This is a genomic window from Olivibacter sp. SDN3 (assembly GCF_014334135.1).
In the GTDB taxonomy this organism is placed as follows: domain Bacteria; phylum Bacteroidota; class Bacteroidia; order Sphingobacteriales; family Sphingobacteriaceae; genus Olivibacter.
On the sequence record NZ_CP060497.1, the window covers coordinates 3,646,457 to 3,663,474 of the forward strand.

The 17,018-nt window shown below is 43.9% G+C and carries 13 protein-coding genes; 7 read left to right on the forward strand and 6 right to left on the reverse strand.

Annotated elements, in window-relative coordinates:
* Positions 1-178: 178 nt before the first annotated feature.
* From H8S90_RS15175 to H8S90_RS15185, 3 genes are read left to right on the forward strand one after another with little or no spacing between them, the layout of a single operon-like run.
* A complete protein-coding gene (locus tag H8S90_RS15175; RefSeq protein WP_187338705.1) occupies positions 179-4,003 on the forward strand; it encodes a SusC/RagA family TonB-linked outer membrane protein in 3,825 nt (1,274 codons plus the stop codon).
* Positions 4,004-4,015: 12 nt separating this feature from the next.
* A complete protein-coding gene (locus H8S90_RS15180; RefSeq protein ID WP_187338706.1) occupies positions 4,016-5,425 on the forward strand; it encodes a RagB/SusD family nutrient uptake outer membrane protein in 1,410 nt (469 codons plus the stop codon).
* 8 nt (positions 5,426-5,433) lie between these two features.
* Positions 5,434-6,930: a hypothetical protein gene (locus tag H8S90_RS15185; protein WP_187338707.1), complete on the forward strand. Its 1,497-nt coding sequence runs from the start codon at positions 5,434-5,436 to the stop codon at positions 6,928-6,930.
* 60 nt (positions 6,931-6,990) lie between these two features.
* Here H8S90_RS15185 and H8S90_RS15190 read toward each other — a convergent pair whose 3' ends face one another.
* The gene (locus tag H8S90_RS15190) at positions 6,991-7,305 is read right to left on the reverse strand and encodes a hypothetical protein (RefSeq protein ID WP_187338708.1); all 315 of its coding nucleotides are present in this window, start codon (positions 7,303-7,305) and stop codon (positions 6,991-6,993) included.
* A gap of 17 nt (positions 7,306-7,322) precedes the next feature.
* Positions 7,323-7,778, reverse strand: a complete 456-nt coding sequence (locus H8S90_RS15195) for a MauE/DoxX family redox-associated membrane protein (RefSeq protein ID WP_187338709.1) — start codon at positions 7,776-7,778, stop codon at positions 7,323-7,325.
* A gap of 193 nt (positions 7,779-7,971) precedes the next feature.
* Here H8S90_RS15195 and H8S90_RS15200 point away from each other — a divergent pair, with 193 nt between their 5' ends.
* Entirely contained in the window at positions 7,972-8,163 is a 192-nt protein-coding gene (locus H8S90_RS15200; protein ID WP_187338710.1) for a hypothetical protein, read from the forward strand.
* Positions 8,164-8,487: 324 nt separating this feature from the next.
* Here H8S90_RS15200 and H8S90_RS15205 read toward each other — a convergent pair whose 3' ends face one another.
* Together H8S90_RS15205 and H8S90_RS15210 are read right to left on the reverse strand one after the other, a co-directional pair.
* Positions 8,488-9,096: a Crp/Fnr family transcriptional regulator gene (locus tag H8S90_RS15205; protein ID WP_187338711.1), complete on the reverse strand. Its 609-nt coding sequence runs from the start codon at positions 9,094-9,096 to the stop codon at positions 8,488-8,490.
* Positions 9,097-9,414: 318 nt separating this feature from the next.
* A complete protein-coding gene (locus tag H8S90_RS15210; RefSeq protein ID WP_187338712.1) occupies positions 9,415-10,314 on the reverse strand; it encodes a helix-turn-helix transcriptional regulator in 900 nt (299 codons plus the stop codon).
* 231 nt (positions 10,315-10,545) lie between these two features.
* Between H8S90_RS15210 and H8S90_RS15215 the strand changes: the two genes are divergently transcribed.
* Positions 10,546-10,977, forward strand: a complete 432-nt coding sequence (locus H8S90_RS15215) for a hypothetical protein (RefSeq protein ID WP_187338713.1) — start codon at positions 10,546-10,548, stop codon at positions 10,975-10,977.
* Between the two features lie 5 nt (positions 10,978-10,982).
* Complete coding sequence (locus H8S90_RS15220; RefSeq protein ID WP_255501618.1) at positions 10,983-12,044, forward strand: glycoside hydrolase family 43 protein; 1,062 nt, start codon at positions 10,983-10,985, stop codon at positions 12,042-12,044.
* A 20-nt stretch (positions 12,045-12,064) separates the two neighbouring features.
* Here the strand turns inward: H8S90_RS15220 and H8S90_RS15225 are convergent, their stop codons facing one another.
* Both H8S90_RS15225 and H8S90_RS15230 read right to left on the reverse strand, forming a co-directional pair.
* A complete protein-coding gene (locus H8S90_RS15225; RefSeq protein WP_187338714.1) occupies positions 12,065-12,892 on the reverse strand; it encodes an SDR family oxidoreductase in 828 nt (275 codons plus the stop codon).
* A gap of 170 nt (positions 12,893-13,062) precedes the next feature.
* Entirely contained in the window at positions 13,063-13,968 is a 906-nt protein-coding gene (locus H8S90_RS15230) for an AraC family transcriptional regulator (RefSeq protein ID WP_187338715.1), read from the reverse strand.
* Between the two features lie 573 nt (positions 13,969-14,541).
* On the opposite strand from H8S90_RS15230, the gene H8S90_RS15235 reads away from it, so the two are divergent.
* On the forward strand, positions 14,542-16,905 hold the full coding sequence (locus tag H8S90_RS15235; RefSeq protein WP_187338716.1) for an ABC transporter permease: 2,364 nt from the start codon (positions 14,542-14,544) through the stop codon (positions 16,903-16,905).
* The last annotated feature ends 113 nt before the right edge of the window (positions 16,906-17,018 follow it).

The following is a 17,018-nucleotide window of genomic DNA, read 5'->3' on the forward strand; positions in this document are numbered from 1 at the left end:
CCAGTACGACTCGTATTAACTATACGAGCAAATGACAACAAAACCTAAACACACAAACGAATTAATTATCACTGCGCCAGAGTAGTTTTAGATTACCCTTTTCCAATCTTCGGCAGAGGCGCCCTGTTGTAGATTTTTCAATCAACTATTTGCATGAACAATCTAAATCATTACAACAATGAAGCTTTTTACAAGCTACATCAGGGAGCTTTTTGCCCGAAAATTCAAACGATCAGTAGTTATAAATACAACATCGGAACGGTTTTATCGGTTGCTAGATAATTACTATGTTAGTCAAAGGCCAAACCCTTCAAGCTCCACGTCGAAACTTCTTCAGCGGGCTTCGAATAGTATTCGACATACCTTCGAGACAAGTTCGACCCTGCTTCGGGAATCCTTCGACACCTGTTCGGGTCGGCTTCGACTCCGCTTCGACTGTTCTTCGGCTGCCACCCGAAGCCGACCCGAGCGCTACTCGAAGAACAGTCGAACAAATCACAACCATAAGTGGCAGTTAACCCGCTGCATTACCTCACTTCAGTCAAACGAAGTGCTTGGAACAGCAAAGTGTTTTTTGCACAAAATCCAGTACTTCCTATACAGATATACACGGTACCGGCAACCAACCTTGTTCGTACCCGCTTCGTCTGGAAAAGGATCAACTAAGTATCAACCTGCTATCAGTGAGCGTTTATACGATGTTTGTACCAATATATCCGCTCGGAGATACCTCATTGATACCTCGCTGAAGCATCAAGGCACAAAGGAGCTCAATAGAGGAAAGGCACTTCGTGTAGGAGCTTTTAAAAATTTTGCCCTAATCGGGCTCACAAGCTTGTTCTGTGTTTGTTTGGCCCACGCCCGGCAGCAGGAGCCACCGTACCGTTTGCACGGCACGGTAAGCTCCGCTGCCACCGGCGTGGCTTTGGAAGGGGCAACGGTGAAGATCTTGAACCGAAACGGTGTGATTACGGATGAACGGGGGGAATTCACCCTGAGCACACGTGACTCATCGGGTCATTTCTTTGTATCCTATCTGGGCTATAAGGCGGCAAAGATTACATTTGATATAAACACGCTTGGACCTTTCCAAATACAACTTGAACCTGCCGATGATTTCCTGGAGGAAGTCGTCGTATCATCGGGTTATCAGGAAATCAATAAGGAACGGGCAACGGGCAGTTTTGAACAGGTGAACGAAGAGCTGCTCAACCGTAGGGTGAGCACCAATATCCTGGACAGACTGGATGGCGTTACCAGTGGCACGCTCTTCAATACGCATGGTGCCCGCCAGCCCGGGCAGAGCGATCTGCAGATTCGGGGCCGAAGTACCCTGTTCGGTAATGCCGATCCGCTGATCATTCTGGATAATTTCCCCTATGATGGGGATCTGGGCAGTATCAACCCCAATGACATCGAAAATATTTCCATTCTCAAGGATGCTTCTGCAGCCTCCATTTGGGGCGTGCGTGCAGGTAATGGCGTAATTGTACTGACCACGAAGAAAGGGAGTCTGAACGCCAAACCACAGATCAGTTTTAATGGCAACGTCACCATTGGCGAGAAGCCGGATATCTACCGTACGCCGCAGCTCTCTTCAGCGGAGTTCATTGAAGTGGAGCGTGATCTTTTCGACCGTGGCCATTACAACGCCACGATTAACAATGGTTATGCGGCCATATCTCCGGTTGTACAGCTGTTGCTGGATGAAAGGGAGGGAGTGTTATCTATTGAGGAGCTAAATAGCCGTTTGGATGCACTTGGAAGCATGGATGCGCGCGATGATATTCGTCGATACTTCCAAAGGACTTCCGTCAACCAGCAGTACCAATTGAATATCCGGGGAGGTGGCCCCCAACAAAAATACTATTTATCAGCGGGCTACGATAGCAACCGGCCGGATGATGTAACGGAATCTTATAACCGTTTTACGCTTAATGCTACGCATAGCTATGGTTTTTTGAATAACAGACTGGAATTTACCACCGGCTTGTTCTTTACAAAAAGTGCGGATAAGCAACAGGGCGTGCCCTACAATAATGCCACTTATCCCTATCAATTGTTGGCTGATGAACGGGGGAATCCCCTGGCTGTTCCGAATACACTTCGCCTGAACTATGTGGATACGGTGGGGCAGGGGCGCCTGCTCAACTGGGATTATAGGCCACTGGAAGAGCTAAGGAGCGGTGCAACGCAGGTCTTTAATAATTTTACCAACCTGCGTATACAGGGTGCAATGCGTTATGAAATGCTTCCGGGCCTGAATGCGCACCTACAGTATGTGCATGAACGCGGGATGCGGGAACTCGAAACGCATCAGGCACAGCATTCTTATTATACTCGAAACCTTATCAATACCTACACCCAGATCGACGCGGCTACGGGTGCTGTTTTCCATGCCGTACCCATGGGGGATGTCCTCAACACGCGTACCACTACCTCAACGCTACATAACGGGCGCTTACAGCTGAACTTTGACCGACAGCTGGGCAACGACCACCACATCAATGCCGTAGCGGGTTATGAGATCAAGGACTATTCGGTAGCTATCAGCTCTATAGGGCTGTACGGCTACGATCCGGAAACGGCTACCAATAACAATGCTGCGGTGAATTACACCGCGCAATATCCCATTTACTACAGCAACGGTACGGGCCGTATACCCACCAATACCGGGCGCAGCGGAACGGTGGATCGTTATACTTCTTATTTTACCAATGTGATCTACACGCTGAAAGACCGCTATATTATTTCGGGAAGTGCAAGGAAGGATGCTTCCAACCTTTTCGGCGTGAAATCCAATCAACGGGGTGTGCCGTTGTGGTCTGCGGGTGCGGCATGGGTGTTGAGTGCGGAAGACTTTTATAAGTTTGATCTCCTGTCGCTATTGAAACTGCGCGCCACCTATGGCTATAATGGTAACGTGAACAAGTCAGTTTCGGCCTATTTGACTGCGCAAACAGGCCGTTGGGCACATAACTGGAATGTTCCATATTATGAAATCACCAACCCGCCGAACGAAGCCCTCCGTTGGGAGAAAATACGTAATGTAAACCTAGGTTTGGATTTTGTGCTGAAGGGAGATGTCATTAGGGCTAGTGTGGAAATTTGGTCGAAAAAAGGTGAGGATCTGATAGGTAGTAGCCCCATAGCACCACAGACGGGAGTCACGATGTTTACGGGTAATACGGCTTCGACATCCAGCAAAGGTTGGGAGGTTAACCTGACATCTGCAAACTTGGATCGTAATTTTAGATGGTCAACAACCTATATTTTCAATATGGCTAAAGATGAGGTAATTAAATACCTTGTGGCAAATGGTTCGAATTATAATGTCGTAAACGGTAATTATGACAACCCCTTAGAAGGCTATCCGCAGTTCTCCATATTTAGTTTTCGCTGGGATGGTTTGGATGCTTTGGGTAATCCATGGGGTTCTGTTTCCGGAGAACGGACGGATAATTATTCGGCAATTACAAATTCGCTGAATAGAGACGACTTGGTTTTTAACGGTTCTGCCGTACCCACAGTTTTTGGTAGTCTTCGTAATGATTTCAGCTATCGCCGACTTAGCCTTTCTATTAATCTAGTATACAAGATGGGACATTTTTTTCGGAGACCGAGTTTAAATAATGTAAGTCTGTATGCGGGTGATTTTCAACAGGCTGATTACGGAAGCCGTTGGCAGAAACCGGGAGATGAGATGACCACTAACGTTCCTGCACTCGCTTATCCCGCAAATATGCTGCGGGAGAACTTCTATACATATGCGGACGTACTGGTAGAAAGAGGCGATCTGATCCGTTTGCAAGATGTGCAGTTAAATTTAAATTTAGGTCGAACTGCTTTGCATAATGTTGGCTTCCGTAATCTAAATATCTATGCTTATGTGAATAATGTGGGGGTTTTCTGGGCAGGGAACAAGAAGGGCATTGATCCGGATTTTCCCTTTGGTATACCTGCACCTAGAACTTATGCTTTTGGTATAAAAGCCGATTTTTAAAACAATACAAATATGAAAATCACTATAGAAAAAAGAAAGACGAGTTTTGTGTTCATCTGCCTGTGTGTCACTTTATGTTTTAATAGCTGCCAAAGTGAATTTTTGGACGCTAAACCCAGTACGGATATTGTTCAACCTTCTTCTTTACAGGACCTGTACCGCTTGTTGGATAATGAGCGAATAATTAATATGACACCGGCACTTCCACAAGCGTCTGCGGACGAATATTTTATTCATAATGAAGCGGTTCTCAACGCTTTGTTTTCGGCTACACAACGCAATGCATATACGTGGGAAATAGATCTCTTTGGGGGGGAAGTGGATATTGCAGATTGGAATCAGCCTTATCAGGCAATCTTTTATGCGAACAGCGTTTTAGATGCACTCGAGTTAATGCATGAACGGGAGTCTACGGATGGACAACGTATTCGAGGATGGGCCCTTTTTATCCGGGCTTATGCGATGTATTCACTGGTTTCAAATTTTGCACCACTGTATGATGAATCTACTTCATCGGAAGATTTGGGTATACCCATACAGCTGAAAAGTAGTATCGATGAGTTGGTACAGCGAGCAACCGTAGCGGATACTTATCAACAGATTTTTTCTGATCTGAACGAAGCGGAGCCCTTAATTTGGACTGATATTCCAACGATGAACCGTAACCGTCCTTCGCAAGTGGCTGTTCACGCATTACGCGCTCGAATCTACCTCAGTATGCGTCAATACGAATCTGCTGAATATTACGCCGATAAATGTTGGTCAATGTATAGCGACCTGATTGACTACAATACAATTGATACGGTAACAGTTACGCCATTTACCTATAATAGTGCGGAGATAATTTATCACACGCGGCAAGTAAATGTCTATTCAACAACTACGGGTTACGGCGATATAATGGCAGGTTACATAGGGGTAGATACTTCGTTGATAGATCTTTATAGTACAGATGATCTTCGATTACCCATATTTTTCGAAACGGGCAACAACGGTTACCAAACTGTTAAGCGAGGATATGTGGGTGGGGGAAGTTACCCTTTTACAGGTCTGAGCACCGGTGAGGTTCTTCTAGTAAAAGCAGAGTGTGCAGCTAGGAGAGGTGACGTTGATGTAGCACAGGAATGTTTAAATGAGCTGCTTGTTAATCGTTATGTTTCGGGTTCATTTGCACCATTCGTGTTACCTAATCAACAGGATGCACTGAAAATGGTATTGTACGAACGGCGTAAAGAATTGGTATGGAGGGGGCTAAGATGGTCTGATATTAAAAGACTAAATAAAGAAGGCGCAGCAATTACTATAGAACGAAGGCTGGAAGGCCAAACATTTTCTTTGCCACCAAATAGTCCGAAATATATTTTTCCTATTCCCGACGATGAAATTGCGTTGAGCGGAATTGCCCAGAATGACAGATTTTAACTATGCTTATGAAATGGAATAACTCGATAAAAATCCTGCTTTTAATTTTGATCCCTATACATACGATTGCTGGTAAAAGTACCGACGGGGGAGCGGAGGTAAAGATTTCTTTTGAACTGGATGAAAATACCACATATGGAAGAGATGGTTCCATGACGGTAACCGTCTTTAAAAAATATTTTCATGGAGCTCCGGAGCTTAACCATCAAATCCATACGGAATCATTTAGAGATGGTAAAGCGGTCTTTTTAATTGAATTGCCAGAACCTTCAGCCTATATGAAGTTTGAATGTTTAATTGGAAATTCACTTTTTTCTTTCAATAATATAAACGCTGTCTTTCTTGCCGAACCTGGAGATGAAATTCACATCATACTCACCGAAAAAGGTCCGAAAATTTCCGGACGTGGTAGTGAAAAATATATAAGCCGCTTGCGGCTTATCCAGACATTGTACGAAAGTGATGATGATAAATTCAGTGAATTGGTCAATAAACGAAAATATGCTGAGCTGCTGCGAAGTCTAGACGATTATTTTTCAACTCGTGAAATCCAGCTGCTTAATTGCCTTGATAAATATCAGAGGTATATGCATTCATCTGTTTATGAAACAATGACTTATGATTGTATAGGCTTTCTGCGTGGAAGAAAGATGGAGTGGATTGCTCAGTTGCTCAATAATGCAGACATAACCGCTCAGGAAAGAGATCTACTATCTGACTATGTTTTTAAAATGCAGATGACAGAAATGGATACGCTTACATCGTATCAGCAACGGGCGTATTTTTATCTCAACTATTTGGTAGGATTAGCGTTTGTTGGCGAAGAGCTTGTTCAATTGGCTAATCAAAGAAGTTTTAAGAGTGAGTTAGCATTTAACGCTGTTTTTGAAAGAATAGTAAACACTTTCGATGGTGAATTACGTGATAATATGATAATGGAACTGTTTGCCCAATTCGGTGCAAAACAGGACAGCTCTAATGACGTACTGGAAAAGGCACTTGCTATTGTGATCGATACAGAATGTTTGCGTGGCTTGAGTGCTTACAAGAAAAAAATGCAAAAGGGGGCTCCAATCTATCCATTTGTATTGTTGGATACAGCTGGCAATAGCTATAAGCCTAATGATTTTAAAGGCAAACGGGTGTTAATGGATTTTTGGTACAATGGATGCTTGGGTTGCATTGGTATGGCACAATCCTTACAATCGGTTAAGGATCAATTCGTCGGTGACACCACGCTGGTTTTTGTAACCGTAAACGTAGATTTAAAAAGGGAAAGGTGGATTCAGGGTATCAGGTCCGGAAAATATACATCCCGTGGAGGAATTGATTTGCGGGTAAACGGATTTGGTTCAAAGAATCCTATGTTAAAATATTACGGATATAATTCATATCCTAGGTTGCTGATAATGAACGAAAAAGGTGAGATACTATCATCTAATCCTCCAAATCCAAGGAACAAGGCAGGTCGGGAAAGGCTTATCAGGCTACTCAAAGAGAATTAATTCACGAGGAGCAATTATCTGCTCCTCGTGAACAATAGTTGTATCTGTTGTATTTACAGATTAATTAGGCGCGAACGTTCCCTCTTGCTCGATAGGCTCAATCCAATTATTTTGTAGGTAAGAATTGACTTGAGCGTCCGTATGGGTAGGTTGTATGGGAACATTCTCTGGTGAGGTGACCTCATACGCACATTCTTTTGTACTTGTCGCCAAGCAGTCACCATCAAGATCCATACGATCTGAATAATTAGGGCCATTATTGGTAAGAAATCTCCCTTGCTGGATTTCTTGATTTGTAAAAGCGCTTGCCGCAGCGCCAATTCCCACAACCGCCAAACCTAGGGCGATTTGGGATACTGTTTGTTTAATCTTCATGATATTGTTGTTTTTTTTTAATGATTATTTTGATTGAGATAGCTTGCATAACTACCTAATCCAATTAAAATTATATTGAATAGGAGATGTTCACCCCATCCCATGGATTCAATGACACCACCGCAATGGCACATGCGCTTTTCGGCGAAAGTCAGCATCAGGCTTAGATACAGCGTGAAGATGATCATCAATCCCGTCGCCATCCTTAATCCCCATCTACCGGTTCTTGGGATAATGAGCAACACGCTGATCAGGAGTTCAGTGAGTGGTACTCCCCAAGCTATCCAATCCGCAATTCCATTTACGTAGGGAATCCGCTCAATGCCTCTGCTGAATCGGCCTAAATGCTGAAGCTTATCAAAAGCAGTATAGCAGAAAATGAAAACAAATAATAATTTGATAAACAAAATAATATGTTGCTTTACTTTTACTGATAGTCTAATTGATTTTCTGTGTTTGATAAGCGTTTCCATATGCCCTTAATAAACGTGATGTCCAGTGAATTTTTTCTGATTTTGCCTTGGCGCCTGGCTGGCAGTACCAATGGTTAGGTTTCTTAAACCCCACCATCTTTAGGGCGATGATACTAAATCAACACGGCCTACCCGTGAAAAGGGCAAACTTACGGCGGTATAACCATCGGTGAGTAAAACGCAAAAAGGGGAGATGAAACAAAAGAGCAGAGCCTCTGTGAACAAACATAATGTAGACAAACATAGAGAGGTACTGCCTGAAAAAGGCAAGGAGAAAGGGACCGAATGTTTGGATCATCCAATTCCTGCTAATAGTTTCCTGTCTTTGTATCCACATGTTCATCAGCTTGTTCATGATACCTGCTTTTTGATTTTACCTACATAGCACTACACCTAGATAGGGCTACCCTTGTTTAATTATTCCTGGCGCTTATCGCTGCGCCTGGCGTCCCTTGCTACCGATCCGCTGCAATCGTTGCCAGCACCTGCGGTTTGTGCATGCAGCAGGAGTTACACTTATGGGGCTCCATACTGTTAGCTTCGGTAGCTTCTTCCCGCAGGGGAACCACGGTATGCTCTAAGGTGCTCCCCGGGTCATATCTTTTACAAAAACTAAGGTATAGCGCTTTAGACTTGGAGAAAGTTAGGAAGAGAACAGTTTTGGGTTGTTTGGCAAACAAGTTGCTGTTAGCTATGCAACAGTGATAGCCTAGCTTGTGCCAGTTTTCACTTTTTTATAAAGTTGATTATAGGTTGCCCGGTTGATGTTGAGGTAATCGGCCAGTAACTCTTGTTTAACAGTATAGTCTATACCCGGATATTCATCCAGCAAATGGCTAATACGTGCAGCAGCAGAATAACTTTGGACGATACGGCCTTTTGCAAGTCGGTGCCGGTATAGGCCATAAAGGCGGAGTAATAGCGGTTGGAACTCGGGATAATCGGCAAGTAAACCCTTCAGACGGTGATAGGGTAGGCTTAATAATACGCTGTCATCCCAAAGACAAATACTTTCTTGAAGATCTTTCTCCTCATAAAAGCTTGCAGGTTGGAAGAAGATATCGCCTTTTTTCCATAACAATAGCGGTCTTTCTTTGTCTTGAAGTTCGTCGTATGTGGCACTACATGCTACCCCACGCACGAGATACCATAAATGACCGTCATAGTAATTATCATTTTCCTGCTCAAGGAAGCTGCTTTTGGGTTGCTTCACTAACCTGACCTCCTTATGCAGTCTTTCGATAAGTGCATCGGGTACGGCTACTAGCTGATGAAGCTGTTTCGTTGCTACTTGTATGTATTTTAACTTCTCCTGCATAAGCGGATATGTTGTTTTTATTATGCCTTCGATAGCGGGACAGCGACTAGCGAATTCCCGCCAACATATGTAGTCAATTTTGGCCATTTGACTTCGAATATGTAGAATCGCCCACTATCCACCAAAAAAAAGAACCAACGACACGCATTCGACTATGAACGACCATTTTTTTAACATTATAACGATCTATCCGTAAAAATACCCGTTTCCACGTGAGCTCTTCATATCGAGCTATGAGACAAAATTAAAATTAAGGTCTACCCCGCATGGTGAGGTAATCATAATCGCCGCGGCGGGTAATCATTATTTTGTTTTGCCTCAGACAAATGATGGCGCATAACTATGATACTTCTTAAACTGTACTGAAAAACTATGCTGATCTACATAGCCAACCGCGTGCAGAACATCTGCTAAAGCTACGCCGTCGCGAAGGAGCTGGGCGGCTTTATCCATCCGCTGCTTTGTAATATAACTTTTAAGTGTATACCCGTAGGCACGCTGAAATTTACGTTGCAATGTGCGTGCGCTGGCATGAAAATGTTCGCTTAAGAGTTGCAGCTGCAGCTGTGGATTGGAAAGATTCTGATCGATATACACCTTCACAAGCTCAGCAAGCGTTAGTGAAGGATGCTGTTGAGCGGCGCATACGCCATGATGATACTGTTGGACGATATCGAGAACCAGCGATTGCGCCACGACGTTGCTGGCCTTTTTATTTGGATCCAAAGCCACCAATTCCTCCAATTGCCTTGCCATGCGGGCGGGAAACTTCAATACAGGTAACGACGAAACGCCCTTATTGTGGTTAAGCAGTGCTTCTATAACGGGCAGTATGGAGGGAAAGCGTAATTCATTTTTGGCGGTCTCCTTATGGATAAAGGTAGGGTTATAGATTAAGGTCACCACATGTTGGGGGCCGGGCTCAATTGCCAATCGATACTTACCTGCATCATGGTAGGTGCAGAAAAATTCGCCCTGGCTTATCCATCGGTTATCTTCATCATTGGTTTGGATGCTGATGCGTCCCTCCAATACGAACAGCATAAAGAAATGGGGTGATTTAATGCCGTATTTTCCATTTAAATGTCTTGGAGCATCCAATTTGTGGCTGTAATAATGCAATTGGTCAAAACGATAGACTTTGCTTCGTAACCCATCTTTAATAGGTTTTTCTTTAGGCTCTTGTGAAGATTCGTTACTAGGTAAATTTTTGTTCATGGGCTTTTAAATTTAAGTAAATGCAATAATTTTTTAAAATTGGGGCATTATGATTGAACGTAAAAGCAAAAAATGGACAATTTTATAGACTTAAACAATGCCGTTTGTTTTTATTTAAATAAGCACTTAGCTGTAGCGTTTAGATATTCTGAGCCGTTTTTTATTAGACTTTAAACCAGTTTTTTTGGTACATTTAAACGTTTATTAAAACTTTAAACTTAAACTCTTATTATGAAAACTTTAAACCTATTGATTATCGCCTTGGTTACCTTATTTGTTAGTTGCGGAAAAGATGATAATAATCTGCTGGAGGTAGACCTGGAGTCCATCCAGGGAAGATGGGAACTCCGAGACCGTTTCGGCGGACAGGCTGTTGTTAGCTCACCTGATTATGAGATTCCGGATAGTCAGGTTATCGAATTTGACGGACAACGGTTCCGGCGGATTTCTGACGGAGTAACCTATGCCGAAGGAACTTATGAGATTGTGGAAGTGGAAGTTAGAGAAATTGATGGTAACGAATTTAGCCGTAAAATTATTTTCAACGACGAAACCGAGAATGGAACTAGTGACCAATTTGTCAGATTATCAGGGAATAGACTCATCCTCAGTATGGGGTCGATTGCGTCTGATGGCGTTACAGATACTTATGAGAAAATCTAGTGTGCATGAAAAAGGTGCTATTGCTATTCGTGATACTAGTCTCATCGGCTCCGCTATTAAACGCGCAAGCTAAAGCTGATAAACCGGTTATTAGGCAACAGGATAGCGTATGGATGCTGACCTACTTCCGTCAGCGTTATCCAACCCGTATCGAGATCAATGCTAAAGGAGAAACCATAGAGGTGCCCCTGCCAAATCCCATGCTGGAGGCTAAGCTTCATATTGCTTTGTCAAATGATGGCCGTCACTGGACGGCCATCAACGACAATAAACCGATCTGGGACCAGTTTATGCGTGATCAATACATTCATCGCGGTGCTGATGGTTTATGGCGATTAATTGCCACCGGGGGTGGAGGTGGTGCCGAAAACCGAAAGCAATTCGGGCCGAGCGTTACCTATGCGACATCTAAAGATTTAATTACCTGGAAGCTGGAAAAATACATACACCTGATGAAGGATGTGAAAGATGAGTCGGGCCAGTTAGTGCGCAATATTTGGGCACCGGAGTTTTACTATGATGAAACCACAAAGGAATACACTATTTTCTGGTCGTCGTCTTTTAAAGATGCCGGATGGAAAGAAAGCAGACTTTGGTATTGCGCAACGAAAGACTGGGAAAACTTTAGCCCAGCGAAGGTGATGTTTGCCCCACCATATTCGGTGATTGACGGCACCTTGACCAAGCACGACGGGACCTACTATCTTTTCCATAAAGAAGAAGAATTTGGTGTAAAAACCGGCGAACGAAGGGGCATCCGTGTGGCCATATCCAAAAACATAGAAGGGCCTTATGAAGTTTTCGAAGGGCCATTAAACGAGGGGCAGATTGTACCCACCATTACCGAAGGGCCCAGCGTAATGAAAGACCCTATAAACAAGGGTTGGTTATTGTTATACGATTACCCCATGGTAGATCAGTATGGCATATCATCTTCTTCAGATCTGCTTCATTGGAAAATAGAAAAGAACGTTTCCATGCCTGACGATGCAAGACACGGCAGCGTTTCAAAACTGTCCGCCGCAGAGGCGAAGGCCTTACAGGCAGCTTTCCCGAATACGAAGTGAACGAAGCCATAGATTTGATTTTAATCAGCCATTTCACTGGCTAATGCAAGATCTTTCTGCGCGTCCAATGCTTCTAGTCTGGCTACTAAGGAAGCGCGTACATCGCGGTAGGCATCGCCTCCTAAGGCGAGCCGAAGCGGAGCCGGTTTTTGATCAACGCATTCAATCATCGCCTGTACACTACGTTCAACGTCGCCCTTTATCGGAAAGGTTCCTTGGGCAATTGCCCTGCGAACATCTCCTGCGGGTGTAGCATCATAAGCGTCCATGACGGGAGCGGTCACCATACCTGTACCAAAGGAGGTTCCGTGTGCACCGGGTTCTACAAGGGTAACGCCAATATTCAGGGGTGCCACTTCTTGAGCGAGGGTATCGCAAAAGCCCTCCATGGCCCATTTGGTCGTGTGATAATAGCTGAAATTCGGATAGGTAGTCTGGCCTCCTGCTGATGAAAGCTGCAAGATGCGTCCTCCGCCCTGTGCACGTAAATGAGGGAGGGCTGCACGGATTACCTGTATAGAGCCTATGATATTAGTGTCTATCTGATGACGGATCTGCTCGTCACTTGCTTCTTCCACTGCACAGAATAAAGCATAGCCTGCATTGTTGACCACTACATCGATTTTACCAAGTTCGGTAAAGGCTTGATTTACCACTTGCTTAATGGCCGGCGTGTCGGTAACGTCCAGGGTGCCCACCCATAGTTGATCACCATATTGCTTCTTTAACTGATCAAGCGCTTCTGGCTTTCTTACCGTGGCGGCAACGCGATCGCCCTGTGCCAATAATTTCGCTGTAAGCCTGTGTCCGAGTCCGGAAGATGTTCCGGTTATTAACCATGTTTTCATCTAATTATTTCTTTATGGCTGATGAGAGCTCGATGTAAATAATGATTGCCCTATATGCCAATCTTATTTACATTTCGGTTTCATATTGCCTGTTTCTTTGATTGAACAGATCAAAATTACGGGAATGGGCAGACATCGCTCGATAGGAATCAAACCAAAACGGGTTTGAATCAAACCTTCTTACGGAGCTCGGATGGTGATACACCTGCATATTTGCGGAAGGCCTTAGTAAAATTGGTGGCTTCCTCAAAACCTAAACAGTGACTGATCTGATTGATTGTCCAATTGGAATGTATGAGCAAGGCACGTGCTTCCTGATGAATGCGTTCCGAAATCAAATTGGTGGTGGTTTTGCCGGTGTTTTCTTTGAGCGCACGGTTAAGATAATTGATGTGTACGGCCAAGTGATCGGCAAAATGCTGTGGTGTACGTAATGTTAATGGCTGGAAGGGGTTAATAACAGGAAACTGATCGTTAAGCAAGGATTTAAAAGTTTGTGTTAACCGATTTTTTGCGGATAGCCGGTTCGTTTTGGCAATGGATTCCATTTTCATGGCCCGGTAAATGATTTCCAGTACGTATACGAATAGGAGTTCATATTTATGCTTGTAGGTTATGTCCTGTTCGTCCATCATTTTTTTGAAGATATCGGTGAATTCCTGCTCCTGTTCAGGATTTAGGAGGAATACAGACTGGCTGATACCACCGAACAAATCCCAATCGGCCGGGCGGATATAGGTATGCAAGGGCAGAAAATCTTCGGTGAACATGCAGCTGTAGCCACTGCATTTGCCGCTATGTATGTGCCATCGATAGGGTATTTCGCTATTGGTAAATACCAGTACGCAATCGCCTGGCTTTACTTGGTAACTGCGGTCCTGATAGTGGTAGGTGGCATCTCCCTTGATCAGCGATATCTTGTAGAAGTCTTTGCGGCTGTAAATTGACGTTGCTGCCAGCTGCTCGGAGGAAAAATCATCGAGTTTTATCGCAGCAAAATAACCTCCGCCTTGCGGACTGCGTAAGGATTCATCGGGTAACTTGGAGTAATCATGGATATGTTGCTTCGCAATCATTTGTAAACGTTTTTCAGTTGCTGATGTCTATTTTATACGAATATAATACTTTTTTAGCGGGCAAATCAAATCACTAAAAAGCATTACTTTTGGTGAATTAATTCACCGAAAAATATTACTTATTGGTGAATAATGATTTTTTTATGATTAAGAGGGTTATTGAACGAACGATAACGGAAAAGCTTTTTAAAGGTAAAACAATTATAGTTATTGGTCCTCGGCCATTTCTTATGAAGAATACGAAAATTCAACAAACTTTCCCGACGCTCGTAGAGACCTAGAGAACCGCTTGGTTTATGGGTTTTACCCAGATGTGACCAACGAAAATTTTAGGGAGTTTGTTCGTATATAGAGATCTCGGCCACTGGTGTTCGGTAATGAACGACTTACTGTACGTTTTCGAACAAATGTCCTGTCAATAAAGAAGTAATTTATTGTTTTTTAGTTTGTTATGTTGATGGCATGCCCTTTGAAAAATACTTACAGGTCGATGAAACCGGATGGTGGATATTTATAAAACCTAATGGGTCGGCGGGATTGTAAACAATAAAAAAATCGATACGATTAGCGCATATGATCAAGAACCATATCAGAATCGCTTGGCGAAACCTGTTGAAAAACAAGAGTTATACGGCTATCAACATTATTGGCTTGGCGGTGAGCATAGCTGCCGTATTATTGATCGCCCTATGGGTGCAGAACCAATTTCTATATGATAATTTTTATTCCAACGGGGAGCATATTTATAAAGTCAGGAACAGGGGCCACAATGAAGGGAAAGTTTTCGTGCATGATATTACCTCGGCTCCTGTAGCGAAAACGCTTAAGCAGCAGTATCCCGAGGTTACACATGCCGGACGTATATATTGGGCTTCAGATCGTCTTTTCTCCTATGGAGCGAAAAACCTCAAAGCCAAAGGAAATGATGTGGATGCTGATTTTTTGCAGGTATTCGATTTTCCTTTTATCCACGGGTCTGCCAAAGGTGCACTCGATGATCCCAACAGCATTGTGCTGATGGAAAGTCTGGCGAAAAGTCTTTTTGGTAAAGAGGATCCCTTAGGGAAAACGATTACCATGGATAGCAGCGAACCCTATAAAGTGACGGGAGTACTGAAGGAATTACCGACTTATACGGATTTTGATTTTGACTTTCTTATCCAATTGAGCCCCGGACGAGAAAAGAATTATGGTACCAGCTGGCAGACGAATACGTATTATACCTTCGTGAAGCTGCGAGAAGGTAGTGATATAGCAGCTTTCAATAAAAAAGTGGAACCGTTTGTCCGAACCAATGCGTCCGACAAGGAACAAGGCTCGATCTTCCTTTATCCCATGGCGAAAATGCATCTGTATGACCGTTTTGAGAATGGCATCCCCGTCGGAGGCCAAATCGAACAAGTGCGTTTGGTGCTGGGCATCGGTTTACTGATCTTGCTGATTGCCTGTATCAATTTTATGAACCTGGCAACTGCCCGAAGTCAAAAGCGCAGTAAGGAGGTCGGCGTACGAAAAGTAGTGGGGGCTACCAAAAGGAGCTTGGTACAACAGTTTCTCTCCGAATCCATTCTTTTAGCTTTTATTTCCGGTATCATCGCTATTGGTGTTACCGTGCTTTGTTTACCGCTATTTAATAGCTTGCTGGACAAACCCTTGGTGATGGATTGGGGAAACCCGGTCATTTGGGGACTGGGTTCTGTATTTATACTTTCTACGGGACTTCTTGCGGGTATCTATCCGGCCTTTGTCTTATCGGCATTCAAGCCTATTAAAACCTTGAAAGGTATGACAGGCAGGCCGCGTCAGGTAAACCTCAGGCAAGCCTTGGTTGTTTTACAGTTCGGCATTGCCGTTGTACTGATTGCGGCAACCTTAGTTATCCGTCTGCAGATTGATTTTGCTGGAAAAAGGGCAGTAGGCTACGACGTGTCGCAGCTGATCGAGATTCCCGCGGAAGGCGATATGGGTAGCAACTACGACGTGTTCAAAGCAGAGCTGCTGCGAAATGGTATGGCAACCCAGGTGACCCGCACCGGATGGCCAATAACTACAGACGCATCAAGCGCAAGCGGCATGTTCTCTTGGGAGGGCGCGACACCGGAACAGGTAAAGAACAGTTTTTTCGTGATTGTAAGAACAGAAAGTGATTTTGTGAACACGTTGGGTTTGACCTTAGCGGATGGGCGGGATCTGGATTATGCACGATTGCCCGCCGACAGTGCATCCGTTTTACTTAACGAAACGGCAATCAAAACGATGGGACTGGAAAACCCTGTTGGCAAATACTTAAAATGGGGTGAAGATACCTACACCATTGTAGGTGTTGTAAAGGATTTTATCACGGAATCCCCTTATCGGGACTTCAAACCAATGTTGATCCGTGCTTCAAAAAATTTCATGATGAATGTCGTTATCCGTAGTAATCCGCAATTTTCCATGACTGAAAATCTGCAGGGAATTGAAAAGATCATCAAAAAGTTCAACCCGGCCTATCCCTTTACCTATAACTTCGTCGATCAGCGCTATGCGGAAAAGTTTCGCGAACAGGAGCAGATGGCTCGGCTGGCATTTGTTTTCTCGCTATTGGCTATTTTTATTTCCTGCCTTGGTTTATTTGGTCTTGCTTCGTATATCGCCGAAACACGTATCAAGGAGATCGGTATACGGAAAGTATTGGGCGCTTCTGTAACGGGTATAAGCACCATGCTATCCAAGGATTTTATCAAACTGGTTATGATCGCCATTTTACTGGCCACACCGATCGCTTGGTGGACAATGAACAACTGGCTCAATGATTTCAGTTATCGTATCGAAATAGAATGGTGGATGCTTGTATTGTCCGGGGGGATAGCCATTACCATTGCACTGCTTACGGTGAGTACCCAAGCGGTGCGTGCGGCGCGGTCTAACCCAGTGAACAGTATAAGAGATGTTTAGCTTGAGGCTGGCAATGGGGTTTTCTTCTGTTCGTATTTGGGCTTATGACTTATTCAGTTGTTTGATGATCAATGACCTCAATTTGTCATTCCTCCTTCATATGAGGCTGTCCC